The organism is Thalassobius sp. MITS945101 (genome assembly GCF_047123305.1).
Lineage (GTDB): Bacteria > Pseudomonadota > Alphaproteobacteria > Rhodobacterales > Rhodobacteraceae > Thalassobius.
On sequence record NZ_CP138918.1, the window covers coordinates 2847666 to 2873974 of the forward strand.

The 26309-nt window shown below is 60.9% G+C and carries 26 protein-coding genes and 1 tRNA gene; 13 read left to right on the forward strand and 14 right to left on the reverse strand.

Annotated features, from left to right (window positions below):
- The first annotated feature begins 47 nt into the window (after positions 1 to 47).
- Complete coding sequence (locus SIC14_RS14170) at positions 48 to 1244, forward strand: RSP_2647 family RNA methyltransferase (RefSeq protein WP_412562570.1); 1197 nt, start codon at positions 48 to 50, stop codon at positions 1242 to 1244.
- A gap of 4 nt (positions 1245 to 1248) precedes the next feature.
- A complete protein-coding gene (locus SIC14_RS14175; RefSeq protein WP_412562571.1) occupies positions 1249 to 1788 on the forward strand; it encodes an RSP_2648 family PIN domain-containing protein in 540 nt (179 codons plus the stop codon).
- Positions 1789 to 1842: 54 nt separating this feature from the next.
- Here the strand turns inward: SIC14_RS14175 and SIC14_RS14180 are convergent, their stop codons facing one another.
- The 6 genes from SIC14_RS14180 to SIC14_RS14205 all read right to left on the reverse strand — a co-directional run bounded on the left by SIC14_RS14180 (position 1843) and on the right by SIC14_RS14205 (position 7584).
- Positions 1843 to 2526 carry a M48 family metallopeptidase gene (locus SIC14_RS14180; protein ID WP_412562572.1) on the reverse strand — a complete coding sequence of 228 codons (684 nt, stop codon included), beginning with the start codon at positions 2524 to 2526 and terminating at the stop codon, positions 1843 to 1845.
- Between the two features lie 117 nt (positions 2527 to 2643).
- Positions 2644 to 3621 carry a hypothetical protein gene (locus tag SIC14_RS14185; RefSeq protein ID WP_412562573.1) on the reverse strand — a complete coding sequence of 326 codons (978 nt, stop codon included), beginning with the start codon at positions 3619 to 3621 and terminating at the stop codon, positions 2644 to 2646.
- 90 nt (positions 3622 to 3711) lie between these two features.
- Positions 3712 to 4896, reverse strand: coding sequence for a vWA domain-containing protein (locus tag SIC14_RS14190; protein WP_412562574.1), 1185 nt, complete (start codon positions 4894 to 4896; stop codon positions 3712 to 3714).
- Between the two features lie 8 nt (positions 4897 to 4904).
- Positions 4905 to 5072 carry a hypothetical protein gene (locus SIC14_RS14195; RefSeq protein ID WP_412562575.1) on the reverse strand — a complete coding sequence of 56 codons (168 nt, stop codon included), beginning with the start codon at positions 5070 to 5072 and terminating at the stop codon, positions 4905 to 4907.
- Entirely contained in the window at positions 5069 to 6448 is a 1380-nt protein-coding gene (locus SIC14_RS14200; protein ID WP_412562576.1) for a DUF2927 domain-containing protein, read from the reverse strand. Before SIC14_RS14200 ends, SIC14_RS14195 begins: the two co-directional genes overlap by 4 nt.
- A 296-nt stretch (positions 6449 to 6744) precedes the next feature.
- Entirely contained in the window at positions 6745 to 7584 is an 840-nt protein-coding gene (locus tag SIC14_RS14205; RefSeq protein ID WP_412562577.1) for an AAA family ATPase, read from the reverse strand.
- Between the two features lie 179 nt (positions 7585 to 7763).
- Here SIC14_RS14205 and dksA point away from each other — a divergent pair, with 179 nt between their 5' ends.
- Both dksA and SIC14_RS14215 read left to right on the forward strand, forming a co-directional pair.
- Positions 7764 to 8186: an RNA polymerase-binding protein DksA gene (gene dksA, locus SIC14_RS14210; RefSeq protein ID WP_412565874.1), complete on the forward strand. Its 423-nt coding sequence runs from the start codon at positions 7764 to 7766 to the stop codon at positions 8184 to 8186.
- A 115-nt stretch (positions 8187 to 8301) separates the two neighbouring features.
- Positions 8302 to 9480, forward strand: a complete 1179-nt coding sequence (locus SIC14_RS14215) for an FAD-dependent monooxygenase (RefSeq protein WP_412562578.1) — start codon at positions 8302 to 8304, stop codon at positions 9478 to 9480.
- Positions 9481 to 9608: 128 nt separating this feature from the next.
- On the opposite strand, the gene xth is transcribed toward SIC14_RS14215, so the two are convergent.
- The 3 genes from xth to SIC14_RS14230 all read right to left on the reverse strand — a co-directional run bounded on the left by xth (position 9609) and on the right by SIC14_RS14230 (position 11463).
- Positions 9609 to 10415, reverse strand: coding sequence for an exodeoxyribonuclease III (xth, locus tag SIC14_RS14220; RefSeq protein WP_412562579.1), 807 nt, complete (start codon positions 10413 to 10415; stop codon positions 9609 to 9611).
- Between the two features lie 92 nt (positions 10416 to 10507).
- On the reverse strand, positions 10508 to 11065 hold the full coding sequence (locus SIC14_RS14225; RefSeq protein ID WP_412562580.1) for a cytochrome b: 558 nt from the start codon (positions 11063 to 11065) through the stop codon (positions 10508 to 10510).
- Positions 11066 to 11139: 74 nt separating this feature from the next.
- The gene (locus SIC14_RS14230) at positions 11140 to 11463 is read right to left on the reverse strand and encodes a HesB/IscA family protein (RefSeq protein ID WP_412562581.1); all 324 of its coding nucleotides are present in this window, start codon (positions 11461 to 11463) and stop codon (positions 11140 to 11142) included.
- A gap of 153 nt (positions 11464 to 11616) precedes the next feature.
- Here SIC14_RS14230 and SIC14_RS14235 point away from each other — a divergent pair, with 153 nt between their 5' ends.
- From SIC14_RS14235 to SIC14_RS14270, 8 genes are all read left to right on the forward strand, one after another.
- Entirely contained in the window at positions 11617 to 12804 is a 1188-nt protein-coding gene (locus SIC14_RS14235) for a deoxyguanosinetriphosphate triphosphohydrolase (protein ID WP_412562582.1), read from the forward strand.
- Between the two features lie 59 nt (positions 12805 to 12863).
- Positions 12864 to 14669 (forward strand): cation:proton antiporter, encoded by a 1806-nt coding sequence (locus SIC14_RS14240; RefSeq protein WP_412562583.1) that lies wholly within the window; start codon positions 12864 to 12866, stop codon positions 14667 to 14669.
- A gap of 170 nt (positions 14670 to 14839) precedes the next feature.
- Positions 14840 to 16585, forward strand: coding sequence for an arginine--tRNA ligase (gene argS, locus SIC14_RS14245; protein WP_412562584.1), 1746 nt, complete (start codon positions 14840 to 14842; stop codon positions 16583 to 16585).
- Positions 16586 to 16655: 70 nt separating this feature from the next.
- Positions 16656 to 17696, forward strand: a complete 1041-nt coding sequence (locus SIC14_RS14250; RefSeq protein WP_412562585.1) for an SPOR domain-containing protein — start codon at positions 16656 to 16658, stop codon at positions 17694 to 17696.
- A 9-nt stretch (positions 17697 to 17705) separates the two neighbouring features.
- A complete protein-coding gene (locus SIC14_RS14255; protein WP_412562586.1) occupies positions 17706 to 18719 on the forward strand; it encodes a glycoside hydrolase family 3 N-terminal domain-containing protein in 1014 nt (337 codons plus the stop codon).
- A 15-nt stretch (positions 18720 to 18734) separates the two neighbouring features.
- A complete protein-coding gene (locus tag SIC14_RS14260; RefSeq protein ID WP_412562587.1) occupies positions 18735 to 19634 on the forward strand; it encodes a segregation and condensation protein A in 900 nt (299 codons plus the stop codon).
- Positions 19627 to 20316 carry an SMC-Scp complex subunit ScpB gene (gene scpB / locus SIC14_RS14265; RefSeq protein WP_412562588.1) on the forward strand — a complete coding sequence of 230 codons (690 nt, stop codon included), beginning with the start codon at positions 19627 to 19629 and terminating at the stop codon, positions 20314 to 20316. The genes SIC14_RS14260 and scpB overlap by 8 nt, the downstream gene beginning before the upstream one ends.
- A gap of 128 nt (positions 20317 to 20444) precedes the next feature.
- Positions 20445 to 20609 carry a hypothetical protein gene (locus SIC14_RS14270; RefSeq protein ID WP_412562589.1) on the forward strand — a complete coding sequence of 55 codons (165 nt, stop codon included), beginning with the start codon at positions 20445 to 20447 and terminating at the stop codon, positions 20607 to 20609.
- A 7-nt stretch (positions 20610 to 20616) separates the two neighbouring features.
- Here SIC14_RS14270 and SIC14_RS14275 read toward each other — a convergent pair whose 3' ends face one another.
- The 4 genes from SIC14_RS14275 to SIC14_RS14290 form a co-directional block, all read right to left on the reverse strand.
- A complete protein-coding gene (locus SIC14_RS14275; protein WP_412562590.1) occupies positions 20617 to 21750 on the reverse strand; it encodes an MFS transporter in 1134 nt (377 codons plus the stop codon).
- Between the two features lie 6 nt (positions 21751 to 21756).
- The gene (locus tag SIC14_RS14280; protein ID WP_412562591.1) at positions 21757 to 22359 is read right to left on the reverse strand and encodes a M23 family metallopeptidase; all 603 of its coding nucleotides are present in this window, start codon (positions 22357 to 22359) and stop codon (positions 21757 to 21759) included.
- Positions 22360 to 22492: 133 nt separating this feature from the next.
- The gene (locus SIC14_RS14285; protein ID WP_412562592.1) at positions 22493 to 23569 is read right to left on the reverse strand and encodes a 2'-deoxycytidine 5'-triphosphate deaminase; all 1077 of its coding nucleotides are present in this window, start codon (positions 23567 to 23569) and stop codon (positions 22493 to 22495) included.
- Between the two features lie 197 nt (positions 23570 to 23766).
- Positions 23767 to 24570, reverse strand: a complete 804-nt coding sequence (locus SIC14_RS14290) for a crotonase/enoyl-CoA hydratase family protein (protein WP_412562593.1) — start codon at positions 24568 to 24570, stop codon at positions 23767 to 23769.
- A 220-nt stretch (positions 24571 to 24790) separates the two neighbouring features.
- On the opposite strand from SIC14_RS14290, the gene SIC14_RS14295 reads away from it, so the two are divergent.
- Positions 24791 to 25969 carry an MFS transporter gene (locus SIC14_RS14295; RefSeq protein ID WP_412562594.1) on the forward strand — a complete coding sequence of 393 codons (1179 nt, stop codon included), beginning with the start codon at positions 24791 to 24793 and terminating at the stop codon, positions 25967 to 25969.
- Between the two features lie 129 nt (positions 25970 to 26098).
- Here SIC14_RS14295 and SIC14_RS14300 read toward each other — a convergent pair.
- Positions 26099 to 26175: transfer RNA gene (locus SIC14_RS14300), tRNA-Pro, on the reverse strand.
- Between the last annotated feature and the right edge of the window lie 134 nt (positions 26176 to 26309).

Here is a 26309-nt window from a genome sequence, read left to right on the forward strand (position 1 = left end):
ATCAACTGACCCTTCCCCACGGGGTCAAACAGGGATAAGAGGGCGCCATGACAGCGCCCTCTTATTCCGTTATCCGCCTCAAACCCAAAGCCAACGCCCGCGCCATCCGTCGCGGTTTTCCTTGGGTTTACGACAATGAACTGGTCACCGACCGCCGCACCAAGAAGCTGGCCGCGGGATCCCTTGCCGTCTTGGAAGACGGTGAACGTGTCCCAATGGGGCTGGTGGCGGTCAATCCAAACTCGCGGATTTTTGGCCGCATGCTGGATCGCAATCCCGACGCCGTGATCGATCAGGCCTGGTTCGCCGCCAAGATCGGTAAGGCGCTGGAGCTGCGTCAGCGTCTTTACGACGAGCCTTTCTACCGTCTTGTCCACGCCGAGGCCGATGGCCTGCCGGGTGTGGTGATCGACCGCTTTGGTGACGCTGCCGTGGTGCAGCCCAATTCGGCCTGGGCCGATGAGCATTTCGACGCGCTGGAAGCAGCGTTGATTGAGGTGAGCGGTGTTGCCAAGGTGCTGAAAAACGCCTCCGGTCGGGCGCGCAATCTGGAAGGTCTCGATGACGTGAGTGTCGTGTCCACCGGTACCGCACCCGATGCGCCCGTTGAGGTGCCGATGAACGGTGCGATCTACATGGCGGATCTGACCGGAGGGCAGAAGACCGGCCTGTTCTTTGATCAACGTCCGAACCACGCCTTTGCCGCCTCTTTGTCCAAAGATGCCAAGGTCTTGGATGTGTTTTCTCATGTTGGTGGGTTTTCGCTGGCCGCCCTGGCCGGGGGCGCATCTTCGGCGCTGGCCGTGGATGGCTCTGCCGCCGCGCTGGACCTGGCCGAAGCTGGCGCCAAAGCAGCCGGTGTGGCAGATCGTTTCGCCACCCGCAAAGGCGATGCTTTCGACGTTCTGGCGCAGCTGGGCGAAGAAGGCGAACGCTTTGACGTGGTGATTTGTGACCCGCCCGCTTTTGCCCCGAACAAACAGGCGCTGGAGGCAGGACTGCGCGCCTATGAACGCATCGCGCGTCTGGCGGCGCCTCTGGTGCGGCCGGGTGGCTATCTGGGTCTGTGTTCCTGTTCCCATGCGGCCGAAGTCAGCAAATTCCGTGTCGCCTGTCTGCGCGGGCTGGGCCGGGCCGGACGTCCCTCGCAGCTGTTGCACACCGGCTTTGCTGGCCCCGACCACCCACTGATGCCGCAGCTGGCAGAAAGCGGCTATCTGAAATCCCTGTTCTTCCGGCTCTAAGACAGTGAAGGTCCTGCTGGATACCTGTGTGATCTACCCCACGGTCATGCGCGAAGTGCTGCTGGGCGCGGCGCGGGCTGGGCTGTTCACACCGCTTTGGTCGGACCGCATCCTCGAGGAATGGGCGCGGGCCGCGCGCAAGATCGGCCCAACGGGGGAGACCCAGGCGCGCGGGGAAATTGCCCTGATCCGCGCCGTTTGGCCCAAGGCCGAGGTGACCTGGCCGCCGTCGCTGGAGGCGCGCCTTTACCTGCCGGATGAGGCCGATCGTCATGTGCTGGCGGCGGCGATTGCGGGCTCGGCGGATTTGATCGTCACCATGAACGCCAAAGACTTCCCGCGCCATATTCTGGCCGAGGAAGGGTTAAGCCGGCAGGATCCGGATGGTTTCCTGCACGGCCTCTGGCAGGCCCATCCCGGCGTGATGCAAGACATCGTTGAAAGTGTGCGCCAGACCGCTGAACGTCTTTCGGGGGACCCCTGGACCACCCGCGCCCTGATGAAAAAGGCAAGGTTGCCGCGCCTTGGAAAAGCTTTGAGTTAGATCTCAGCTTTACCTTTCAACGATCTGAAAATACTCATTTGAGGCCGTTGCGTTTCAAGTGCCCCATTTCGCTTCCAGCTTCTCGATCGCGGCAATGCGCTCCGCCGTTTTCGGGTGGCTCAACAACCACGCAGGCGCACCATTGCCACCCGATGCGGTGAGCGCTTGCAGCTTTTCAAACAGCGATTTCTGCGGGCCTGTGCCGATCCCTGCTTTGGTTAACAAAGCGGCGGCATATTCGTCCGCCTCATATTCATCGCCCCGCGACAGGCGGGCGGCCAGCAGGGTGGTCAGCATATTGGCAATCCAGCCACCGACCCCGGGGATGAAGCGCGAGAGCACCATCACCAGCGCCGTGCGCAGGGCGTTTTGGCCTGAGAAATCGATCATCCGCCGCCGCGAATGTCCCAGAGCGACATGGCCCAGCTCATGTGCTATCACGCTGGCCAGCTCTTCGGCTGTCACCTCACCATTCTGAAACTTGCGATAGAAGCCACGGGTGATGAAAATCCGACCATCCGGCGCGGCCAAGCCGTTCACCGGATCGATCTCATAGATATGCACTTTCACCCGCTCCAGATCCAAAGCCCGGGCCAGACGGGTCGACATTTCGCGCAGCTTGGGGTCCATCAATTCAGTGGACTGCTGATCCAGCTGCTGCGCGGTGCGCCAAGCCGAAAACCGGTACATGGCGATGCCGTAAAGCAGGGCGAGGAGGATGGGGGTGAACTTGATCATTGCTTTGATATGGGGCTGTTTTTGTCTTGGGGCAAGGTGGGGTGGCGTTAGTATTTCGCCCGCTCCGCCGTCACCAGATCCGCCGCGCATTGCGAGATTTCCGCAATTTCACTCGCGTCACCCAGCCATTTCAGATTGGTTTCTGCCCGCGCCAATGTGGCCCGCCGCCAGCACCATCTGGGCGGCGCGCGGCGAGCGCAGGAAGCGCTCTTGCGGGATCACGGTTTCCAGCGGGCTGTCGATGCGGATCAGCTCAAAATACCCGCCGTTCAGAGCCATCATAGCAAAACTGCAGGCCCCAGCCTGTTGCGGGCAACGGGTGTCACACAGCGCGGCAACCGGGCGGCTGGCCGGGTTGGAAAGCAGCCAGTCTTCCACTTTGGGGCGCCATTGGTTGCCTGCGTCATGATCCCCGTAGTGGAACCCCAAAGCCAGAATGCCAGCCATGCCCATCGCGTCCCTATCGGTGGCGTCGATGGTTTCATCACCGGTGATATGACGCAACGCCGCCAGCCCGTCGCCGCGCGGCTCGGGCGGATCAGTGAGATAGGCCAGGTAGGGGGCAAGTTCTGGCAGCAGCGCCGGATGAGCCTTGAGGGCGGTTTTCTCTGCGTCTGAGCCGCGTAGCGCCAGAATACGGGTGGGGTGGTCGCTGGCTTGCGCTTCGCCAAGCGCATGGAGCTGGCTAATCAGGGGCAGATCCGGTTCCGGTTGACTGGCCTTCTGCAGGGCCACGGCGCGGGGGGCGCCTTTTGCGGCTTCCACTGACAGCCAGGTCTGCGGCCAGAGTGTCGGAGCCGTGGCATCGCGAAACAGCGCCTTGGCGGCATCCGGGTCCATCGCCACGCGGTAAGGGGAGGGGCCAAGGTCCTGCGTCTCAATCCGTGCCAGCAGCAGACGGGCGTCCAGATTGCCCGCGCGGGCCAGCTCCGCCAGTTGCGGCAGCGCCTGTGCGTCATTGCCCGACAGCCACAGCGCTGTGACCTCGGACAGGCGATCCTGCGCAAAGGCCGGTTGCAGCGTCAACAGCGCCGTCGCCACGCCTGTCGCCAGCGCCGTGCAGGTCGTCACTATGCTGCGAAAGCTCTGTTTCATCGGGGTCCCGTGATCAATGCTGCCCGTTTAGGGCGGGCGTTGGGTCAACTATGGCGGGACTGTTCGGGTTTGGGCAAGCCACAAGTGGTGTCAGCGGCCCAATTCTTTCATGGCCCGTTCGATGCCTGCCAGGGTCATCGGGAACATGCGGTCCTCAAAAAGATCGCGGATCATCTCAATCGATTGGGTGTAGGGCCAGTATTTTTCAGCCACGGGGTTGATCCAGATGTGATCGGGCCACTGGTCCCGCGCCCGTTGCAGCCAGACCTCGCCCGATTCTTCGTTCCAATGTTCATTGGCCCCGCCGCGATAGGCGATTTCGTAGGGCGACATGGAGGCATCCCCGACGAAGATACATTTGTAGTCAGAGCCAAAGGTGTGCAGCACGTCCCAGGTTGGGGTCTGCTGATCCCAGCGACGTTTGTTGTCTTTCCACACACCTTCATAGAGGCAATTGTGGAAATAGAAGTGCTCCATATGTTTGAATTCGGACTTGGCGGCCGAAAACAGCTCTTCCAGCACCTGAATATGGGGATCCATCGAGCCACCGATGTCCAGAAATAGCAAAACCTTCACCGCATTGCGTTTTTCGGGGCGGGTTTGCACGTCCAGATAGCCATGTTCGGCAGTCGCGCGGATGGTGCCGTCGAGGTCCAGTTCCTCGTCCGCCCCGTCGCGGGCCCAGTTGCGCAGACGTTTCAGCGCCACCTTGATATTGCGGGTGCCGAGTTCGACTTCGCCGTCGAGGTTGCGAAACTCGCGTTTGTCCCAGACTTTGACGGCGCGTTGGTGGCGGCTTTCTTTCTGGCCGATGCGTACACCTTCGGGATTATAGCCATAGGCCCCGAAAGGCGAAGTACCGGCGGTGCCGATCCACTTGTTGCCGCCCTGATGGCGGCCTTCCTGTTCTTTCAGGCGTTCCTTCAGGGTTTCCATAAGTTTGTCAAAGCCGCCAAGGGCTTCGATCTCGGCTTTTTCGGCGTCGCTCAGGTGTTTCTCAGCCAGTTTTTCCAGCCAGTCGCCGGGGATATCCACCGCCTGCAACACGTCCCCCAGCTGGATATCTTCCAGACCAGAAAAGGTCGCGGCAAAGGCGCGGTCAAACTTGTCGATGTTCTTTTCGTCTTTCACCATCGCAACGCGGGCCAGGTAGTAGAACCCGTCCACATCGTAGGTGACCAGCCCGGCCTTCACCGCCTCCAGGAATGAGAGGTATTCGCGCAGCGAGACCGGAATGCCGGCCTGTCGCAGATTTTCAAAGAAGGGCTGGAACATCGCGGGCCTCAGATGGCGACGCGGTGCACAATGACGGTAACAAAGAGACCAATGATGGAGAACAGGATCGCATAGGCCGCTGCATATTGCAGCAGGTCCTTGGTTTTGCCTTTGCGGCGTTTGGCCAAAGTTGCGCCAAACAGAAGTCCGATCACCAAACCTGCAATTACGATCATGTGCGCCCGTTTCCTCTTTTCAGCGGGCTCAAGGCAGAGATTTCCTGCAGTTTGGCCCGTACCGCCCAATCGGCGCCGAACCCGTAGCGTGCCCAGCCCAGACTGTCCAGCCTGACCAGACGCGCCTCTGTGCTGCGGCCCAAGAGGTCCAGCGCCTCAGCACGTAGCAGCATCAAGGTCGAGAGCAAGGCCGCGTTTTCATGTTTTGCCGCCACCCCGAGATAAGGGTCGAGGATATCCAGCGCGGCCTGACCGTTGCCTTCGCTGATGGCGTAGGCCGCCAGTGGCTGGGCCACCTGTGCGGCGTGCAGCCGGGTGCCGGGCAGCTGGCTGTAGTAGCGCTGCGCCGCCAGAAAATGTGACAGGGCGATATCGGCGTCATGGCCCTGTGTGAGCCGTCCAAGGGCGTAGTGTGAAAAGGCGCGGCGGTGGTCCTGCCACCCCTGGGCGCGGGCAATGTTTACCGCCTTCTGGGCCGCAGAGCGGCGGCCGGCAGCGCTGGCACCGGGGCCAAGCGCGGTTTGGATCGCCTCAATCCAGCTGCGCGGCGTTTCGCGCAGATACAGCGGGCTGCGGTTTTGTCCCGCAGGGTTCAGCCGGGCCAGAATGCCAGGCAGACGGCGGGCCACCTGATCGCGGCTCATGCCGGTTTGCAATTCGGGCGCATAGAAGGCGCGCAGCACCAGCATGTCATAGCCAGTCAGCACCGTATGGACGTTGTCATCGTTAAAGACGCTGTCAGAGAGGCGGTACAAATCGTTGAGCGGCCCCAATGCCTGCGCCAGTTCCTCGTGCAGGCAGTCGCGCATTTCCTGTGGCGGTGCATCCGAGGGCACAAAGATCGCCAGCCGTTCGCGGTTTTGCAGCCGTGTCCAGTCGGTGCGCGGATCACGACGCGCCTTGCCGTATTCAGACAGGCTCGAGACGTTGGGCACCACAAAACAGGCGGCCGAGGGCAGGTAGCGGCGGATGCTGGCATGGCTGACGGCTTCGATGGTGATCGAGGCCGTGCCGGATTGCACCCGACGGATGTTGATGCCCGCCTCACTGCGCAGCCGGTTGACCAGCGTGTCCAGCTCCAGCGAAAGGCTGATCGGCGCCTGGCCGGTGAGACGCAGGGTAATCGGGCCTTCGAAACGGGTGAAACTGGGCAGCGCCCGACCGGATTCCAGCTTGAAAGCCAGATCCAGAATGTCGCGGGCCAGATCTGAATTGGACACTTGCGGCGCCGTGGCACGCGAGGCGCTGAAGGTCTTCATGGGCGGCAGCATTTGGACCGGTTCAGTAGAGGCCCGGGTCGGCTGGTCAGTAGGGGCGGTGGCCATACAGGCGCTGAGCCCCAGACAGAAAGGCAGGATATACAGGAACTTATTCATCCCAAGAAATGCCCCCCTTCATCAGTGTCGTTCTTAACAGCAGCCCTGACATCTTTACGCTTTCTCACTCAAAAAATCATCAACCATTCACAGTCTTCGTCAGCGTCAGCCCGTCAGTAATTTGTCAGACCCGGGACACTCACGGCCACAATAGGCGCGCTTTGCGGCGGAAATGGGGAATTAGGTATCCCATCAGGAAACAATACGACGGGTTTGTTAACCATGTTTACCCTAAAAGGTGGCGGGGCGGCAGGATGCGCCTCGCGTTTGTGTTGGTGCCGGAATGCCCCCCGGCCTTAACGTTGGCCGCGCGCCATAAAGGCAAGCCGTTCAAACAGATGCACGTCCTGTTCGTTCTTCAGCAAGGCACCATGCAGCCGTGGCAGCGCGTTGCTGCCGTCGCGACGCAGGTCTTCGGCATCCAGATCCTCGGCCAGCAACAGCTTGAGCCAGTCCAGAACCTCGGAGGTCGAGGGTTTCTTCTTCAAGCCACGGGTGTCGCGGATTTCATAAAACTGGGTCAGCGCCGTGGTCAGCAGCTGTTCCTTGATGCCGGGGTGATGCACTTCGACAATTTTGCGCATCGTGTCGGCGTCAGGGAAGGAAATGTAATGGAAGAAACAGCGCCGCAGGAAGGCATCGGGCAGCTCTTTTTCGTTGTTTGAGGTGATAATGATCACCGGGCGGTGCTTCGCCGCAATCGTTTCACCAGTCTCATAGACGTGAAACGCCATCTTATCGAGTTCTTGCAACAGGTCGTTCGGGAACTCGATGTCGGCCTTGTCGATCTCATCGATCAAGAGCACCACTTTCTTGTCCGCGTCAAACGCCTGCCAGAGCTTGCCCTTCTTGATGTAGTTTTTCACATCATGCACACGCTCTTCGCCCAGCTGGCTGTCCCGCAACCGGCTGACGGCGTCATATTCGTAAAGGCCCTGCTGCGCCTTGGTGGTGGATTTGATGTTCCACTCGATCATCTCCAGACCCAGCGCGCTGGCAACCTGTTTGGCCAGTTCAGTCTTGCCGGTGCCTGGTTCGCCCTTGACCAAAAGCGGGCGTTCCAGCGTGACAGCTGCATTGACCGCTACAGTCAGGTCTTCGGTGGCCACATAGGCCTCGGTTCCTTGGAATTTCATCCGCCTCAATCCGTCATTCAGTGCTTGGCGTCACACTAACGTGAAGCTAAAGCCCCCGCAATCAAGGTCGTTATGGGTAGTGACATTCCCCCCTGTTTCCGTTAGACCCCGCCTCGGGAGGCGCCAGAATGTCAAAGGATACTATGTTGACACCACTTGGCCATGATGAGGGTATTGAGATGAAGGCGGAAACCTTTATTTCCGAAGATTATCGTCCGGCTGAGGACGAACCATTTATGAATGACAAGCAGCTGGAATACTTCCGGCGTAAGCTATTGCACTGGAAGGCAGATTTGCTGGCCGATACCCGTGACACCATCGAAGGATTGCAGGACGGTACCCGCAATATCCCCGATGTTGCGGACCGCGCCAGTGAAGAGACGGATCGCGCGCTGGAACTGCGCACGCGGGACCGTCAGCGCAAACTGGTTGCCAAGATCGACTCGGCCCTGCGCCGCATCGACGAAGGCGAATATGGCTACTGCGAAGTCACCGGTGAACCGATCAGCCTGAAGCGTTTGGACGCCCGTCCGATCGCAACGATGAGCCTCGAGGCACAAGAACGTCACGAGCGTCGCGAGAAAGTGCATCGGGACGACTGATTGCCTGCTGTTTCAGCGGCAATTTAATAAGCTAGGACACGAACGCCGGGGCTGGTCCTCGGCGTTTGTCATTTGATCCGGCTTTATAAGCAATTTAGACGCCTACGAGGATAAGATGAGCCTTCTCGGCATGGACACGGTGGTGATTGGCGGCGGTATTGGCGGCCTGGCTGTGGCGCGGGCGCTGGCAATGCGCGGGGTGCAGGTGACGCTGCTGGAACAGGCTGAGGCCCTGCGCGAGGTTGGCGCCGGTCTGCAGATCAGCCCAAATGGATTTGCCGTCTTGCGGGCGCTGGGTCTGGGCGAGGTGCTGACGCGCACCTCGGTGCAGGCGCAGGCGGTGTCGCTCAGAGATTACCGCAAGGGCGAAGTGCTGCGCATGGACCTCTCCAAGCTGGAAGATCAGAAGTACCATTTTGTACACCGCGCCGATTTGATCGAGATGCTGGCCTACGGCGCGCGCGAAGCGGGTGTGAAGGTGCGCCTCTTGCAAAACGTGACATCGGTCGAACCCGCTGCCGCAGGCGCACGTCCGGTGGTGCATCTGTCCAACGGCAGCCGGATCGAGGCGGATCTGGTTGTGGGGGCCGATGGTCTGCATTCCAAGCTGCGCCCGGCCCTCAATGGCGAAGACAAACCGTTTTTCACCGGCCAGGTGGCCTGGCGGGCGGTGGTGCCCAACCACGTCGGGCGCGGGGCCGAGGCCTGGTTGCATATGGCGCCGGGGCGGCATTTGGTAAGCTATCCGCTGCGCGATTTCTCTGCGTTGAACATAGTGGCCGTACAGGAACGCCAGGACTGGGCTGAAGAAGGCTGGGCTCATCTCGATGACCCCGAAAATCTGCGCCGCGCCTTTGCCGATTGCGGGGCAGAGATGCAGAATATTCTGGGATTGGTGGAGGAGGTGCACCTTTGGGGGTTGTTCCGCCATCCGGTGGCGCAACATTGGCAGGGGGGGCAGACGGCGCTATTGGGCGACGCGGCTCATCCGACATTGCCGTTTCTGGCCCAGGGCGCGTCCATGGCGCTGGAGGATGCCTGGGCACTTGCGGAGGAACTGGCAGGTCATGACAGCATCGTTGCGGGGCTTGCCGGATATGAAAACCGCCGCAAAACACGGGCCACCAAAGTGATTGACGCGGCCACAGGCAATGCCTGGAAATACCACTTGCGGTTCCCCCCCTTGAGGGGCGCCGCCCATTTGGCGCTGCGTATGATGGGTAAAGCCGCGCCGGACCGGATGTTGCATCAGTTTGACTGGCTTTATTGCCACGACGAAACGCGCGGCGCTTGAGGTGCTCGGGGCAGGGGGCGTTGCCCCCTCGGCGTGCCGCCTCACCCCCAGGATATTGAAAGCCAAGAAGAATGTGGCTTTCAATGATCTGTAAATACTCAAATATACAACGGTTCAGCCCGCAGATATCAGATGGCGAGTTCGACCCAGACCGGCACGTGATCCGAGGGTTTTTCGCGGCCGCGGATTTCTTTGTCGATCTGCACATCGCGGAGCAGATCGGCGCAGGTGGGGCTGAGCAGGAAATGGTCGATGCGGATGCCGTCGTCGCGGTTCCAGGCACCGGCCTGATAGTCCCAGAAACTGTAGTGCCCTTCGCCGCGCATACGGGAGCGGAAGGCTTCGGTGAAGCCGAGGTTCAAAAGTTTGCGCCAGAGCGCCAGGCTTTCAGGGCGGTGGGCGGCATCGCCAATCCAGGCTTCGGGACGTCGGGCGTCCTCGGGCTGAGGAATGATGTTGTAATCGCCGGCCATCAGGAAGGGCATTTCCTCGGCCAGGAGGGCTTCGGCGCGGGCGTGCAGGCGGTCCATCCAGCGCAGTTTGTAGTCAAACTTGCCACCTGGCACGGCCAGCCCATCGTCGCCCAGTTCGACCGGGTTGCCGTTGGGCAGATAGAGGTTGCACAGGCGCACCGCTTCTTTGCCGACCACTGTGGCTTCGATCCAGCGGGCCTGTTCATCGCTGTCATCTCCGGGCAGGCCGCGGCTGACATCCTCGAGCGGGAGTCTGGACAGGATCGCCACGCCGTTGAAGCTTTTCTGGCCGTGGGTTTCGACGTTATAGCCTTTCTCTTCGAACAGTTCGCGCGGGAAGGCTTCGTCCACTGATTTGATTTCCTGCAGCAGGGCGACATCGGGCTGGGCTTCGTCCAGCCAGTCGCTGAGCGCGTTCACACGGGCTTTGATACCGTTGATGTTGAAACTGGCAATTTTCATCCGTGCGCTCCCTGTTTGCCCCCTGTCTATGCCTGAGGGGCGGGGGCAGGTGCAAGGGGGCGTGTGGTGGTTGATTTCTGGCGCATTTATTCTTAGCGACGTTGTCTCAGCAGGCTCATGCTGGCCATAACGCGGTCGCGCAGGATCAGGCGGTGCATCAGCGCGGCGCCAATATGCAGGACCAACAGCAGCATCAGCGCCTTGGCGCCGTATTCATGCAGCGGGCGCAGCGCCTCATAGCTGGTGAGGTTGGGGGTGGAAATGGACGCACCGCCAAAAGGTTGCACCGGCAGCGGGTGGTTGCGGGCAACCAGGAGCCCGGTCACCGGCAGGTAGATCATCAGAAGGTAGATCCCAGCCTGCACCACTTTGGAGGCAAAGTTTTGCCAGGGGGCAATGTCTTGCACCGGGCGGCCTGACAGACCTGTAAGACGCAAGGCTACGCGCAGGATCAGCAGCCCGACAATGATCGCCCCAAGGCTTGAGTGCCCTGTCAGTGAGAAGATCCTGTCCGCCTCAGCCATTTCACCAGCGAACTGTTGACCGGCAATCAGCATCATCAGGATGATCAGCGCGGTCAGCCAATGCAGTAGGCGAAATGGCAGGCTGTAACGCTGGGTCTTGGCGGTGGTGGCTGTGTCTTGCGGCATGGCTGGCCCTCCCTATGGATGGGCTCAGCATGGGCGGCAGGGCTGCAACAGGTCAAGGACCGTCGCGGTTGGCGTTACATCGAGAAGGAGGTGCCGCAGCCACAGGACGCCGTGGCATTGGGGTTTTCGATCACAAACCGGGCGCCGATCAGCTCTTCGGTGAAATCAATGGTGGCCCCAGTCAGAAAGGGCAGGGAGACCTCATCCACGATGACCTTTTCACCATTGCCTTCCAGCACCAGGTCATCATCTGCGGGGGCGTCCAGTTTGATCTCATACTGAAAGCCCGAACAGCCGCCGCCTTCCACAGCCACGCGCAGGGCCTGACCCTGTTCGCCAGCGCCGATTTCAGCAAGGCGGGCAAAGGCACGTTCGGTCACGGTTGGGGGCAGTTGCATTGCAGGCTCCAAAAAGTTTCGCAAAAGCGGTTTATCGAATATATGTGGGGAAGGGACCGGCGACAAGGGTGGCAAACACCCAGGCGGTTCACATTTTCAGGCGTCCGTCAGAGGCGCGTTACAGGCACATTGAACAGGCAAAGGCAGACCTCCATGAACGCCATATTCGCATCCAACCCCGCCGAAAGCCGCGGGCGTCTGCATGCAGAGGAAGAGAGCACCTTCCGCTCTTGCTTCCAGCGGGACCGCGACCGCATCATTCACGCCAGCAGCTTCCGGCGGCTAAAACATAAGACGCAGGTCTTTATTGAACACGAAGGCGATTACTTCCGCACCCGTTTGACCCATTCCATTGAGGTGGGGCAGGTGGCGCGGACCATTGCGGGCACTCTGGGACTGAACAAGGAACTGACCGAAGCGGTGGCGCTGGCGCATGATCTGGGCCACACGCCTTTTGGCCATACAGGTGAGGACGCGCTGGCTGAGTTGATGCAGCCCTATGGCGGTTTTGATCATAACGCACAGGCCATCCGCATTGTCACCAATCTGGAGCGTCACTATGCCGAATGGGACGGGTTGAACCTGACCTGGGAAACGCTGGAAGGTATTGCCAAACACAATGGTCCGGTGGAAGGGCAGGTGCCCTGGGCGCTTGCCGCCTACAACTCGGAGCATGATTTGGAATTGTCCACCCATGCCAGCGCCGAAGCGCAGGTGGCGGCGCTTTCGGATGACATTGCTTATAATAACCACGATCTGCATGACGGGCTGCGGGCCGAGATGTTCTCGACCGATGAGCTGGCGACGATGCCGATCCTGCAGGACTGCTTTGGGGAAGTGGATAAGAAATATCCCGGCCTGAACTATTACCGGCGTCGCCATGAAGCGCTGCGTCGCTTCTTTGGGGTGCTGGTCGAAGATGTAATTGCCGTCACCCGCGCCAATCTGGCCGAGGTTGACCCGCAATCGGCGCAGGACATCCGCGATGCGGGCAAAATGATGGTGCAGTTTACACCTGCGCTCTGGGCTGATCTGAAGCAAATCCGCGAATTCCTATTTCACCGCATGTACCGCGCGCCTGAGGTGGTGGAGATCCGCACCTATGTGACGGAAGCTGTGAAAGAGTTGTTCCCGATCTTCATGTCGCGACCCGAACTGCTGCCGAAACAATGGCGCAAAGATGTGGCCGAGGTCACGTCAGAGGAAGGGCTGGCGCGGATCGTGTCGGATTACATCTCGGGCATGACGGACCGGTTCGCATTGCAAGAGGTTGAACATCTGACCGGGCGGCGTGCCATTCCGGCGGGGCGTCGGGCCACACCGATCCAGCACCACGATTGACCCATTCCATAATGAACCAAACCGCATTTTAGCCCAGGATTTGAAAAGAGGAGCAGACCATGGCCAGTCCGGACGTAGTTGGATTAACCCCGATTAATGCAATTGCCCTTGTCGGCGCGCTGGGCGTCGGCGCGCAGTGGCTGGCCTGGCGGCTGCAACTGCCGGGGATCGTTTTGATGCTGGTGGCGGGTATCCTTGTGGGGCCGGTGCTGGGTATTCTGGATCCAGCCCGTGACATCGGGCCCTTGGTTGGACCGATGGTGTCCGTTGCCGTGGCCATTATCCTGTTTGAAGGCGGGCTGACGCTGAACTTCCATCAGCTCAGTGATGCGGCCACAGGGGTGAAACGGCTGGTCTTTGTGGGGGCGCCACTGGGTTGGCTGACCTCGGCACTGGCGCTGCACTATGGCGCCGGGCTGGGATGGGAAGCCTCGGCGGTTTTTGGCGGCATTATGATTGTCACCGGCCCCACGGTGATTGCACCGCTGTTGCGGCAGGCCAAACTGGGCCGACGCCCTGCGGCGCTGCTACAATGGGAAGCGATTGTGAATGATCCCATCGGCGCTCTGGCAGCGGTGCTGGCATTTGAAGTGGTTGTTGTGCTCAACACCACGGAGACCCTGTCCCATGCCACGCAAGCCTTGGTGCTGGGGATCGCGGTGGCCACCGCGCTGGGCGCAGCGGCGGGATATGGCATTGCCAAGGCGTTCAAACAGGGCATGGTGCCGGAATATATGAAGGTGCCGGTGCTGTTTGTGGTGCTGATCACCATCTTCGCCGCTTCGGACACGGTGCTGCATGAAAGCGGCCTGCTTGCGGTGACCATCATGGGGGTGGTGATCGCCAATGCCGAACTGCCCTCTTATGTGGAACTGCGACGGTTCAAGGAACACACCACGGTTCTCCTGGTGTCCGGCGTTTTTATCCTGTTGGCAGCCTCTATCGATTTCTCCACGCTGGCGCAGCTCAACTGGCGCGCGGCGTTGTTTGTTGGTGCCGTGGTGCTGCTCGCACGGCCGCTGACGGTTCTGATCTCGCTCCTCGGCACGGATCTGCCGTGGCAGGAACGGGTGCTGATCGCCTTGACCGGACCCCGTGGCGTGGTGCTTGTGGCGGTGGCGGGACTCTTTGGCGAAAGGCTGGCGGCACTGGGTGTGATGGACGGCGCGCTGGTGGCGCCCTTGGCTTTTGTACTGGTGGCGGTGACTGTGGTGCTGCACGGCTTCACGCTGACCCCGTTTGCGCGTCTTTTAGGACTGGCCGGAGCGGCAACGCCCGGCGTACTGCTGGTGGGGGGATCGCGGTTTTCCACGGCGCTGGCGGAATGTCTGGACAAGGCGGGGCTGCCGGTTCTGATCGCGGACCCCAACCGCGGCCACCTGCGCGCCGCGCGGCAGGCGGGGCTGAACACCTTTTATGGCGATGTGCTGTCAGAAGCGGCCGAGCACAATCTGGAACTGGCGCAATACGGCCGCATCATCGCGCTGAGTGACAATGATGCCTATAACACGCTGATCACCACCGATCTTGGCCCTGAATTTGGCCGCGACAATGTTTTCCAGATTGCCCGTGAAAAAGACGGCAACAGCCGACACGCCCTGCCCAGCACATTGGGCGGGCGCGGCTTTGCGGCAGGCCTGACGTTTGATGCATTAGAGGCCCAGATCCGCGCCGGTCAAGAAATGCGCCTGACCCGGCTCAGCGCGGAATATCCGGTTGAGCAATGGCAGCACGACACACCAGAGGCCGTGTTGCTGCTGGCGATCGATCCCAAAGGCAACCCGCGCCTGCCATGTGCGGACAAATCTCTGCCGCTGGCGGCGGAGTGGCAGGTGGTCTGGCTGGGTGCCAAGGAGGCGGTGTAACAAGGGGCGCTGCCCCCGGACCTGCGGTCCTCCCCCGGGATATTGGAGCCAAGAAGAAAGCGCCTTTCAATGATCCTCAAATACTCAATAAATCCTTTGCAGCGCGGCTATGCGTTGACCTTTGAGGTCTGCATGGTAAACCCGCGCCAAGAGATAGAGGATTTGGTGTGATGAACCTTTTTGCCGAGCTGCGTGGGCTGGTACTGGAACTGCTGGAGCAGATGGTTGCTGCCGGTGATCTGCCTGAGGGGCTGAACTTTGCCAATGTGGCGGTAGAGCCGCCGCGTGATCCGCTGCATGGTGACATGGCGACCAACGCCGCAATGGTGCTGGCGAAGCCGGCCAAGATGAAGCCACGTGACATTGCCGAGAAACTGGCGGGTAAACTGGCCGAGGATGCTCGCATCACCAGCGCCGAGGTGGCGGGTCCCGGGTTCCTGAACATGCGACTGGATGCGGGTCTCTGGCAGGGCATTGTGAAGACCGCACTGATCGATGGCACGGCCTATGGTCGCTCCACCTTAGGGGCTGGCAAGAAGGTGAACGTTGAATATGTTTCTGCTAACCCGACGGGGCCCATGCATGTGGGGCACACCCGTGGCGCGGTGTTCGGCGATGCTTTGGCGTCGCTCTTGGATTACGTTGGCTATGACGTCACCCGCGAATACTACATCAACGACGGCGGCGCGCAGGTGGATGTGCTGGCGCGCTCGGCGTTTGAACGGTACCGCGAAGCCAATGGGTTGGAGCCGGAGATTGCCGAAGGGCTCTATCCAGGAGACTACCTGATCCCCGTCGGCGAAGCGCTGAAAGAGAAATACGGCGACAGCCTGTTGGACAAACCTGAGGCCGAGTGGCTACAGGAGATCCGCGAATATTCCACCGAAGCCATGATGGAAATGATCCGTGGCGATCTGGCGGCGCTGGGCGTGTCGATGGATGTCTACTACTCGGAGAAATCCATGTATGGCACCGGCCAGATCGAGGCGGCGCTGGAGCGGTTGGAAAATCTGGGGCTGATTTACGAGGGGGTGCTGGAGCCGCCGAAGGGCAAACTGCCTGAGGATTGGGAAGAGCGCGAGCAGACACTGTTCAAGTCCTCGCATTATGGCGATGACGTGGACCGTCCGGTGAAGAAATCCGACGGCTCCTGGACCTATTTTGCGCCTGATATTGCCTATCACTGGACCAAGGTCGAACGGGGTTTTGACCTGCTGATCGACGTCTTTGGCGCCGACCACGGGGGCTATGTGAAACGGATGAAGGCGGCGGTTGCGGCCCTGTCCGAAAGCAAGGTGCCACTGGATATCAAGCTGATCCAGCTGGTCAAGCTCTACAAAAACGGTGAGCCGTTTAAGATGTCCAAACGGGCAGGGACCTTTGTGACCCTGCGGGACGTGGTCGAGCAGGTGGGCGCGGATGTGACCCGTTTCCACATGCTGACCCGCAAAAACGACGCGCCGCTGGACTTTGACTTTGACAAGGTGCTGGAGCAGTCCAAGGACAACCCGGTTTTCTACGTGCAATATGCCCATGCCCGCGTTTGTTCGGTGCTGCGCAAGGCAACAGAGGCGGGGATTGCCCGTGACGACGCGACGCTGGCGGCGGCGGATCTGAGCCTACTGGGCCATGAGGCCGAGATGGCAGTGGCCAAGAAACTGGCGGAATGGCCACGTCTGGTTGAGATTGCCGGGCGCAACAATGAACCTCACCGTGTCGCCTTCTATCTCTATGAACTGGCAAGCGATTTCCATTCGCTGTGGAACCGTGGCAATGATGACATGTCGCTGCGCTTCCTGCAGGAGGGCGATGCGGCGACCAGTCAGGCGAAAATCGCCCTTGCCCGTGCCGTGGCCGTTGTTATTTCCGCAGGTCTTGGTATTCTGGGTGTGAAACCGGCGGAAGAGATGCGCTAAAGCATCCGGTTATCGCCGGTCCGTGAAGCAGTTTTCGGGGGATCCTCCCCCGACGCGGAAAGAGGCGAATATGGCTGAGATGCAGGCTCCCGGGCGCTATGAAGCGCCCGTTCCCGGCGAATCTTATGGTGCTCCAAATGGGGGCACAACTGGCGCAGACCACGCGGGCGCTGCGGCTTATCAGGCCGCGCCTGCGGGAAAATCCTTTGGCACTTTAGTGAACTTTGCCGGCGCGGCTGTGTCGCTTGGGCTGGTGGTTGGCATTGGTGTCTGGGGCTATCAGCTGGTTACCCGCGACGTCAGCGGTGTGCCTGTTGTACGCGCTGCCGAAGGACCGATGCGGGTTCAGCCGGAGGATCCCGGAGGTGCACGGGCTGAAAATCAGGGCTTGGCGGTCAATCAAGTTGCCGCCATCGGTGCGGCTGAAGCGCCTGCGGAGCGTCTGATCCTGGCGCCCAAGCCGATTGATCTGGACGCCAGTGACGCGGTCAGCGTTGCGGCTCCTACGGACCTGGAGGTTTCGGCCCCTGCACAATCTGTTCCTGCCCCAACAACGACGGGAGGCGAAACCAATCTTTCGGTTGAGGCTCTGGTCAATCAGTTGATGATCGAGGCACAGCCGCTTGGAACTGCATCCACTGAGGAAGTGCTGCAACAGGCGGCGCTGACGCAGGAGGTTGCGCCAGAGGCCTCGCCCACCGTCCCGGCTGCAGAGGCCGCCGCAAAGGAGATTACCCCGGTGAAAGGGGGGCTCGGCAAATCCTTGCGTCCCAAAGCGCGTCCCACAGGGGGCGCACGGGTAGCGTCGCGGTCTCCAGCGCCGGTAGCGCCGGTGGATGTGGCCCCGACCGACCTGCCGGTGGGCACCCGTCTGGCACAGTTGGGCGCTTATGAAAGTGACGCAATTGCCCGCAAGGAATGGGACCGCCTGTCCCGCCGCTTCAGCGAATTTCTGCAGAACAAGCAGCGGGTGATCCAGAAGGCGCAAAGCGGTGGCCGCACTTTCTACCGGTTGCGGGCACATGGGTTTGCGGATCTGTCCGAGGCGCGGCGGTTCTGTTCGGCGCTGCAGGCGGAAAAGGCCGAGTGTATCCCCGTCACCCATAAGTGAGGTCAAAGCATGGCGCATGTCGGTGCAACGATCCTTGATCCGGTCGGCCCGGTTCTGTCGGCTGAGGAGAAGGCGTTCTTTCGTGACGCCGATCCCTTTGCCTTTATTCTTTTTGCGCGTCACATCGAAGACGGCGATCAGATCCGCCGTCTCTGTGGTGAGCTGCGCGAGGCTGTGGGGCGCGATGCGCTGATCACCATCGATCAGGAAGGCGGCAGGGTGCAGCGGCTGGCGCCGCCGTTGGCGACCCAATTCCTGCCACCTCTGGAAGAGGTCGCGCTGGCAGGTGCGCACGCGGCAAAAGCCATGCGTCTGCGGTCACAGATCATTGCGCTGGAACTGCGCCAATACGGGATCGACAGCAATTGTGCGCCCTTGGCCGATGTGGCCGCGCCGGAAACCCATCCATTTTTGCAAAACCGCTGCTACGGCATGGCGCCGGGCACTGTGGCTGAGATTGGCCGTGCCGTGTCAGAAGGGCTGCTGGCGGGGGGCGCGGTGCCGGTGTTGAAACACCTGCCGGGACATGGTCGAGCGGTGAGTGACAGTCACAAGGAGCTGCCGCGGGTGAGCGTGGAACGCGCTGACTTGGAACAGGACTTTGCCCCCTTCAAAGCGCTGAATGACCTGCCGATGGGGATGACGGCCCATCTACTCTATGACGCGTTGGACGATCGCCCCGCCACGCTGTCGCCTGTGGTGATGCAGATGATCCGTGAAGAGATCGGCTTTGACGGGTTGATCATGACCGATGACATTTCGATGCAGGCACTGGCGGGTAACCGCGCGGATATTGCGGCTGATGCCATTGCGGCGGGCTGCGACGCGGTCCTCTACTGCAATGCGCCTCTCGTTGACAAAATGCGTGTGGCAGAGGCGGCGGGCAGGATGTCAGAGGCGGCGCAGGTGCGGGCAGACCGGGCGATGCTGGTACGCGCGGTTGCCGAAACGGCTGTGACTGCAGAAACAATTGACATTGAAGCCCTCAAAGCCAAACATGACGCGCTGTTGAACAGAGCGTAGAATTGACTTTCAGGCATGGCCGATCAGGAATTTGATCTAAATCCGCAGAACCCCGAAAACGTGGCCGATCGTCTGGCCGCTGAGGCGTTGATTGTGGATGTGGACGGCTATGAAGGCCCTCTGGACCTGTTGCTGACGCTTGGCCGCACCCAGAAGGTGGACCTGCGCAAGATCTCGATCCTGCAACTGGCCGAACAGTACCTGGCCTTTGTTGAGAAAGCCAAGGAGCTGCGGATTGAACTGGCGGCGGACTATCTGGTGATGGCGGCTTGGCTGGCCTTCCTGAAATCTCGTTTGCTGTTGCCGCCTGACCCCAGCGAAGAAGGCCCCTCGGGCGAAGAACTGGCCGCACATCTGGCGTTTCAGCTGGAAAGGTTGCAGGCCATGCGTGACAGCGCGGCCAAACTGATGGCGCGGGATCAGAAGGGGCGGGATTTCTTTGAACGGGGCGTGCCGGAAAACATGACCCGCGTGCGTCGCGTGACCTATACCGCAACGCTGATGGATCTGATGCAGGCTTATGCCCGTCTGCGCACCAAGGATGAGTTTCGCCCCTTTGTGATGGACCGTGATGCGGTGTTCACAATGGAACAGGCGCTGGAACGAATGCGCGGTATGATCGGTTTTGCTGGCACCTGGACCGAGTTGAGCAGCTATTTCCCCATAGGCTGGGACGGCGATGTGATGCGCAAACGGTCTGCCACAGCGGCAACTTTTGCGGCAACCTTGCAGCTGGCCAAAGAAGGCAAGGTAGAGCTGCGTCAGGGCGGCACGTTTGAACCGATCCAGCTGCGCCGTAAAGAAGGGGCCGCCAAAGAGGGCGCTCTGGGCCAAAGCAAAAGCCGGGTTGCAGGGCGCTACACCGGCCCCGCAGATGCGGACGACAAGACCAATGAGGAGAGCGGGGATGACTGACGAGCAGCTAGAGGGGATGCGCAACAATCCCCTGATCCCCGAACAGGAAGAAAGCCTTTTTGAAGCGCCCCCAATGGCCGAGCAGGAGCGGATGGTCGAGGCGATCCTCTTTGCCTCGGCAGAGCCGGTTTCGGTGAAGGAGCTGGAGGCCCGTTTGCCCCATGGCAGCACCGTGTCCGAAGCGCTGGTGCACCTGCGTAAACGCTATGAAGGGCGTGGGGTGAACGTGGTTAGGGTTGGGGATGCCTGGGCGGTGCGTACGGCGCCGGATCTTGGGTTCCTGATGCAGAAAGAAACGGTTGAGACCCGCAAACTCAGCCGCGCCGCGATCGAAACACTGGCCATTGTGGCCTATCACCAGCCCGTCACCCGCGCCGAGATCGAAGAGATCCGTGGCGTCTCGGTCAGTCGCGGCACCGTTGATCAACTGCTGGAGCTGGAATGGATCCGTTTCGGTCGCCGTCGGATGACCCCCGGCCGTCCAGTGACCTTTGTGGTGACGCAGGAATTTCTGGATCACTTCGGGCTGGAAAATGCCCGCGATCTGCCTGGCCTGAAAGAACTGCGGGCGGCGGGCCTCTTGGACAACCGGCCGCGTCCGGGCAACATGCCAGGTGTCACCAATGAGGACGAAGAAGAGGTGATCGAGGACGAAAATCAGGGTGACATGTTCGAGGATTAACCCTGTTTAGGGCGTGCAAATCGCGCCTAATTCGTTTTGGCCCATCTTTTGCAGACTTTTCCTGTCGCGTGGCCCTCAAATCGGCACATTCCGTGTCTATATGAAGGGCAGAGAGCAGGAGAAAAGCAATGAACGCCAATCAGGTGATCAAGATGGTGTTGCGTCAGGTGACGCGCCGTCTGGTCAACAAAGGGGTCGATGCGGGGCTGAACAAGGTCGCCGGCGGCAACGGAATCAAGGAAGCGCGCCGCGCCCGCAAAACGGCCCGCATGGCCCGCCGGATGAACCGCTAAACTGCACCTAGCGCTGCCGGTTCGGGGTCAGTGACTCCGCTGCGGCCAGCCAGGAACACAGCGCCGAAATTGCCACACAGCCCGCCAGCCCGAAACTGGCATAGGGCAGGGCATAGGCCGTTGCCCCAATGGTGACACAGAGATAGGTGCTGGCGGAATTCAGCCCCATGATCGCGCCCCGCTGCCTCGGCTCCAGTCGGTTCAGGCGATCCACCACGGCATTAAGGCCAAAGGCCTGAAATATCCCCCACAGAAACACCGTGCCCATCAAGGCCACATAGCTTGGCGCGGCAATACCCGTGGCCAGATGTGCAACCCCCAGACCTGCAAAGCCCAGAGCCATGGCGTGTTGCCGTGACAGCCGGTCGACAAATCGGTTCAGCAGCGCTGCAATGCCATAGCCGCTGCCATAGATCATTGTCAGCACACCTGCCTGGGTGGTGGAACGTCCCAATACCTCGACCACATGGGTGCCCAGAAACCCGTAAGCGCCGAAAAAGCCGAACATCAGCATCAGATTGGCAAACAGCGCCCGTGTGATGCCTGGCACCCGCAACGCGGTCAGCGGTGAGGTGGCCGCGCCCTCCGACGGTGTCACCCCCATGTCGCAGCGCGTCAGCAGCACCCAGATCAGCGCCGTCACCGCCGCCATCAGCGCATAAAGGCTGCGCCACCCCCAGAGGTCCGTCATCGCCGTCGCCAGCACCACACCGCCCACCAATGACAGGGTCCAGCCGGTCAGCACAGTGCCGATGACTTGTTTCTCTTGTCCCTTGGGCGCCACCTGCGCCGCCAACCCGTAGATCGCAGGCAGGGCCATGCCCGCCGCCAGGCCCGCCACACCCTGCGCCGCGATCAGCCAAGTGACGGTGCTGGCAAGGGCCGTGAGCAACAGCGCCACACAGGCCAAGGCAGTGGCATGGCGCAACACCCGGTCGGCCCCAATCTGATCGGCCTTAGGGGCCAGAAACAGAGCCGAGATCACAGTGCCAGCGCCATAGGCGCTCATTGCGGCGACAATCCGCGTGGGCAGGCTGCCCAGATCCGCCGCGACGGCCACGGCAATTGGCGGCAGGATCAAAGAGTTCGCCCCCAGAATGCCGATGGCAAACGTCAACAGAGGCACCGGACGGGTGAACATCTGGCGTTAGCACCCCACTGGATAGGTGGCGGCAAAGACCTGCTCGTCATAGCTGGCAGAGGGGTCAAAACAGGTCACCCGACCAATGCCCTCGACCCAGAACCGGTTGGGATCCTCAGCGCGGCCGGCCTGAATGACCGAATAGTGTAGATGATCCAAGGTGCCCGCCAGAAAGCCACTGTGGCCCAACGTGCCAATTTGTTCGCCGCGCGCCACCGTCTGGCCCTCAACAACGGTCTGACTGTCGAGGTGAAAATAGCGTGTCACAATCGACTTGCCCTGCGCATCCGGCGCATGGGTCAGTTCAACCCGTTTGCCATAAGCCGGACCGGTCTGCACCCGCGTCACGCGTCCCGGCGCTACCGCCAGAACCGGGGTGCCTAGAGGTGCCTGCACATCAATCGCCAGATGATCTCGGACGTCTCGTTCCCGCGCGAGTTCTGGCGGCAGACGCCGGTACTGTTGGCTCATATAGGGGGCGGTGGGCGGCATGATCACCCGGATCGGATTTTCCTGCAGATGATGGTAGCGCGCAAAGGTGCCATCCGCGACCTTCTGGCAGGCGGCCAGCGCCAGCCCTATCCCTAGGATCGTTGCAAAAATACGCATTCCACCTCTCCCAAATCCGCAGCTTGTCCGGTCCGTCTCCAATTAGAATAGGGCGAAGCCGCACAACCGTCACCTGCCACGCCAGCAGGGTCAACCGGAGACGCTCTGCACGGCACCATCGCCCGGCACCGGCTTACCCGGCGCGGAAATGTTTCGACAACTTCAGCCCCTGCCCCTGATAGTTTGAGGCAATTCCCGCCCCATAGAGCTGCTGCGGCACCTCTGCCATCTGTTCATAGACCAAACGCCCGACGACCTGCCCGTGTTCCAGCACAAAAGGCGCTTCGTGACAGCGCACCTCCAGCACACCACGGGATCCGGCCCCACCCGCATCGGCATTGCCGAAACCGGGATCAAAGAAGCCTGCGTAATGCACGCGGAACTCGCCGACCATTGCCAGATAGGGGGCCATTTCGGCCGCATAGGCTGGCGGGATATGCACCGCCTCGCGGCTGACCAGAATGTAGAAGGCACCGGGGTCCAGAATGATCTGCCCGTTGTGGCTGCGCACCTCTTCCCAGTATTCGGCTGGGTCATATTCACCGATCCAGTCCAGATCGATCACGCCGGTATGTGGTTTGGCGCGGTAGCCGACCAAAGTGCCCGCATCGGGGCGCAGATCCACGGAAAAGCCCAAACCCTCGTCAATCACCGCCTCTCCGTCCACCAGCGGTGTCTCACCGTGCAGCGCCGTCAGCGCCGCATCCGACAAAACCGCCTGCCCATCGCGGAACCGTATCTGGTTCAATCGCATGCCCGGCCGCACCAGAACTGAGAAACTGCGCGGGCAGATCTCGGCATAGAGCGGGCCACTATAGCCAGGCTGAATGCGGTCAAATTCTTCACCGCCATCGGTGATGGTGCGGGTCAGCAGATCCAGCCGCCCGGTCGAGCTTTTGGCGTTGGCCACCGCCTGTATGCCCTCAGGCAGATCCAGCTGCTCCATCAGCGGCACCACATAGACACAGCCTTTTTCCAGAACCGCGCCATCGGTCAGGTCGATCTGGTGCATCTCAAACTCTTCCAGCCGCTCCATGACAGACCGTCCGTTCCCTGCCAGAAAGGACGCCCGCACCCGCCAGGCCCGGGTGCCTAGCCGCAGGTCCAGCGAGGCCGGTTGGATCTGTTCAGGGATGATCGCGGGGCTGGCCGAAATCTCTTTGGCCGTGATCATGGTTTCCAGCACCTGAGAGGGCAGAACTCCGGTCATTAAAACGCCTCCGCAATTGGTTTTTCCTGTCTTAACAAAGGGGCGCGGGGCGGGGAACCGTGTTTCTTTCGCGGACCCGACCTATCTGGACACCCTGCGCCTTCTTCTTGGTCCAAATATCCCCGCCGGAGGCGCTAAAAAAGCAAAGCGCGCGCCCGAAGGCGCGCACTCTTTTCTTAATTCGGTTCGTCGGTCTCTTAGGACTTTGGTTTGACCCGCGCGGCTGTTTTATCCGCAAAGGCCGCCAGACGATCGCGCGAAGCGGGTTGGGTGTTCACGATGCCAGCCACAACCGATTCCGCATAGGCCGCATCCAGCGCCGACATGTTCTGCATATGGCTGATGGCCGAGCAGATGGCGAAGTTCGACAAGGGCGGGTTGGTCGCTGCGGCGCGGGCGATCTCATAGGCTTTGGCCGCAGAGTCCTCGACCAGGTACTGCGCCAGCCCAACCGAGACGGCCTCGTCATCTTTGTAGATCCGGCCGGTCAGCATCATGTCGATCATGCGGGCTTTGCCCACCAGATCAGCGACCCGAATGGTGGCACCGCCGCCGGTGAACAACCCACGCTGGCCTTCAGGCAGGGCAAAATAGGTCGATTGGTCCGCCACACGGATATGGGCCGAGGAGGCCAGCTCCAGCCCGCCACCCACAACAGCGCCTTTCAGCGCGGCGATGATCGGCACACCGCCGTATTCCATTTTGTTGAACGCCTCATGCCAACGCAGGCAGACATGCATGAAGTCCTCAGGGCGGCGATCTTCGACATGGTGTTCCACCAGGTCCAGACCGGCGCAGAAGTGGTCCCCCTCGGCGCGCAGCACAATCGCACGTGCGCCCATGCGTGGCAGATGCGAGAAAACCTCGATCAGCTCTTCGATAGTTTCCGCGTTCAGCGCGTTGCGTTTGTTGGGGCGGTTCAGCGTGACGGTGGTGATCCCGTCTTCGTCCATTGCCACGGTGATGTTTTCCAGCACGAAATCGTCAATCGACTTTTTCATCACGGCCTCCTCCGGCTCTAAGGGTCTTTCCGGCAGATTTCCTGAGTGGCGTTTCAAGTCAAGTCGTTGCCGCATGGAAAAGCGACCGAGAGGTCGGTTTCGCCTGCTTACGCTACGTCGGATTTGTGTCACGCACGCTGGGGAAACGTACCGTGCCCCCTTGCTTTGGAAAATGTTAGCGCCCAAAGATTCGCCCAAGGACTGAGGAAAGGTTTCCCCCATGACGATCCAGATTCGCACCCCCTGGCGGGCGGTTTCGGCGATGTTTGCCATGAATGGCGCACTTTATGGCATGTGGGCCGCAAGGGTGCCTGCGGTAGCGGAACGGTTTGACCTCAGCCACGCAGTGCTGGGGCTACTGCTGTTGCTATTGGCGGGCGGTGCGATCATCGCGTTTCCTTTTGCAGGACGGGCGGCTGATACGCGCGGCGCGGCGCGGGTGACACTTTGGTTGGCGGCGGCGAACCTTGTGGGCCTTTTGTTGGTGGGGGCTGCGCCCAGTCTGTGGTTTCTGGCCCCTGCGCTGTTGTTCTTCGGCGCCTCACATGGCGCGATGGATGTGACCATGAACACCTGGGCCACCGAGGTCGAGCGCCAGATGGGCCGTCCTGTCATGTCCTCATTCCATGCGATGTGGAGCGTCGGCACCGGTGCGGGCGCGATCAGCGGCTATCTGGCGCTGAAGGGGGGGATGGAAGTCTTCAGCCACTTCCTGCTGGCAGGGCTGTTATTTTCAGCTGTGCTCTTGTGGTTTGCCAACATCGGCTGGCAGTCGGATCTACACCCGGCTGAAGAGGGCGCGAAAAAGGGGCCGATTTTCACTCTGCCCAAAGGCATCCTGCTGTTTGCTGGCCTGATGGCCTTTGGCGCTGCGATGGGCGAAGGTGCGATGGCGGATTGGAGCGCGGTCTATATGGTGGATGTTGTTGGCGTGGGCGAGGCAGACGCGGCGCTTGGCTTCACCGTTTTTGCCTCGGCCATGGTGGTGATGCGGCTGGCAGGGGATCGTGTGATCCGCCTGTTCGGCCCCGTCGCCACAGCACGCGGCGCAGGCTGCGTGGCGTTTCTGGGTGCCTTGCTGGTGGTGGGGTTTGCCAGCCCCGTCATGAGTGTGACCGGGTTTGCCTTGATGGGGCTGGGCTATGCCGTGATCATCCCCATCGCCTTTACCCGCGCGGCCAATGACCCGGATATGTCGCCGGGCCGTGCGATTTCGGCGGTCTCAACCCTCAGCTATGGCGGCATCCTGTTGGGGCCACCGCTGATCGGGTTTGTTGCCGAGGCCACGTCGCTGCGGTTTGGCTTTGGCTTATTGGCGGCGCTGGCCTTGTTGATCATCGCCTTTGCCTTCGCCGTGCGCCCGGTTGGGCAGCTAAAGAAACCTGCAAAAGCGGCATAGGATCAAGGAAGACAAAGAGGATGAGGGCAGGGGGGGGTAATCCCCTGTTATCTCTCACTCTTTCCATCGGAAGTTCACGTGATTGATCCCCTGCCATTAGGCCGGTGTGATCACCAGTGTGGGAGAAAATGGTCGGGCTAGCAGGACTCGAACCTGCGACCTTCCGTCCCCCAGACGGACGCGCTACCAGGCTGCGCTATAGCCCGACGGTTTGGCTTTCATACTGGATTCTGCGGCGGGGGCAAGGGGCTTTGCGCATTTTCTGATGGGTTTTGGGCAGAAAGTTTACCGCCCCCTCAAATGCAAACGGCGCGTCCTTTTCACCAAAAGGACGCGCCGC

What these genes read in the sequence shown, in the direction of transcription:
- SIC14_RS14190 (WP_412562574.1), bottom strand. Translation starts at nt 4,896, where the DNA reads ATGTTCCAGCCCTTCTTTGAAAATCTGCGACAGGCCGGCATTCCGGTC.
- SIC14_RS14225 (WP_412562580.1), bottom strand. Translation starts at nt 11,065, where the DNA reads ATGCCGCAAGACACAGCCACCACCGCCAAGACCCAGCGTTACAGCCTG.
- scpB (WP_412562588.1), top strand. Translation starts at nt 19,627, where the DNA reads ATGACTGACGAGCAGCTAGAGGGGATGCGCAACAATCCCCTGATCCCC.
- SIC14_RS14285 (WP_412562592.1), bottom strand. Translation starts at nt 23,569, where the DNA reads ATGACCGGAGTTCTGCCCTCTCAGGTGCTGGAAACCATGATCACGGCC.
- SIC14_RS14205 (WP_412562577.1), bottom strand. Translation starts at nt 7,584, where the DNA reads ATGAAATTCCAAGGAACCGAGGCCTATGTGGCCACCGAAGACCTGACT.
- dksA (WP_412565874.1), top strand. Translation starts at nt 7,764, where the DNA reads ATGAAGGCGGAAACCTTTATTTCCGAAGATTATCGTCCGGCTGAGGAC.
- SIC14_RS14250 (WP_412562585.1), top strand. Translation starts at nt 16,656, where the DNA reads ATGGCTGAGATGCAGGCTCCCGGGCGCTATGAAGCGCCCGTTCCCGGC.
- SIC14_RS14195 (WP_412562575.1), bottom strand. Translation starts at nt 5,072, where the DNA reads ATGATCGTAATTGCAGGTTTGGTGATCGGACTTCTGTTTGGCGCAACT.
- SIC14_RS14280 (WP_412562591.1), bottom strand. Translation starts at nt 22,359, where the DNA reads ATGCGTATTTTTGCAACGATCCTAGGGATAGGGCTGGCGCTGGCCGCC.
- SIC14_RS14185 (WP_412562573.1), bottom strand. Translation starts at nt 3,621, where the DNA reads ATGAAACAGAGCTTTCGCAGCATAGTGACGACCTGCACGGCGCTGGCG.
- SIC14_RS14200 (WP_412562576.1), bottom strand. Translation starts at nt 6,448, where the DNA reads ATGAATAAGTTCCTGTATATCCTGCCTTTCTGTCTGGGGCTCAGCGCC.
- SIC14_RS14170 (WP_412562570.1), top strand. Translation starts at nt 48, where the DNA reads ATGACAGCGCCCTCTTATTCCGTTATCCGCCTCAAACCCAAAGCCAAC.
- SIC14_RS14270 (WP_412562589.1), top strand. Translation starts at nt 20,445, where the DNA reads ATGAACGCCAATCAGGTGATCAAGATGGTGTTGCGTCAGGTGACGCGC.
- SIC14_RS14295 (WP_412562594.1), top strand. Translation starts at nt 24,791, where the DNA reads ATGACGATCCAGATTCGCACCCCCTGGCGGGCGGTTTCGGCGATGTTT.
- SIC14_RS14180 (WP_412562572.1), bottom strand. Translation starts at nt 2,526, where the DNA reads ATGATCAAGTTCACCCCCATCCTCCTCGCCCTGCTTTACGGCATCGCC.
- SIC14_RS14230 (WP_412562581.1), bottom strand. Translation starts at nt 11,463, where the DNA reads ATGCAACTGCCCCCAACCGTGACCGAACGTGCCTTTGCCCGCCTTGCT.
- argS (WP_412562584.1), top strand. Translation starts at nt 14,840, where the DNA reads ATGAACCTTTTTGCCGAGCTGCGTGGGCTGGTACTGGAACTGCTGGAG.
- SIC14_RS14215 (WP_412562578.1), top strand. Translation starts at nt 8,302, where the DNA reads ATGAGCCTTCTCGGCATGGACACGGTGGTGATTGGCGGCGGTATTGGC.
- SIC14_RS14240 (WP_412562583.1), top strand. Translation starts at nt 12,864, where the DNA reads ATGGCCAGTCCGGACGTAGTTGGATTAACCCCGATTAATGCAATTGCC.
- xth (WP_412562579.1), bottom strand. Translation starts at nt 10,415, where the DNA reads ATGAAAATTGCCAGTTTCAACATCAACGGTATCAAAGCCCGTGTGAAC.
- SIC14_RS14290 (WP_412562593.1), bottom strand. Translation starts at nt 24,570, where the DNA reads ATGAAAAAGTCGATTGACGATTTCGTGCTGGAAAACATCACCGTGGCA.
- SIC14_RS14260 (WP_412562587.1), top strand. Translation starts at nt 18,735, where the DNA reads ATGGCCGATCAGGAATTTGATCTAAATCCGCAGAACCCCGAAAACGTG.
- SIC14_RS14275 (WP_412562590.1), bottom strand. Translation starts at nt 21,750, where the DNA reads ATGTTCACCCGTCCGGTGCCTCTGTTGACGTTTGCCATCGGCATTCTG.
- SIC14_RS14255 (WP_412562586.1), top strand. Translation starts at nt 17,706, where the DNA reads ATGGCGCATGTCGGTGCAACGATCCTTGATCCGGTCGGCCCGGTTCTG.
- SIC14_RS14235 (WP_412562582.1), top strand. Translation starts at nt 11,617, where the DNA reads ATGAACGCCATATTCGCATCCAACCCCGCCGAAAGCCGCGGGCGTCTG.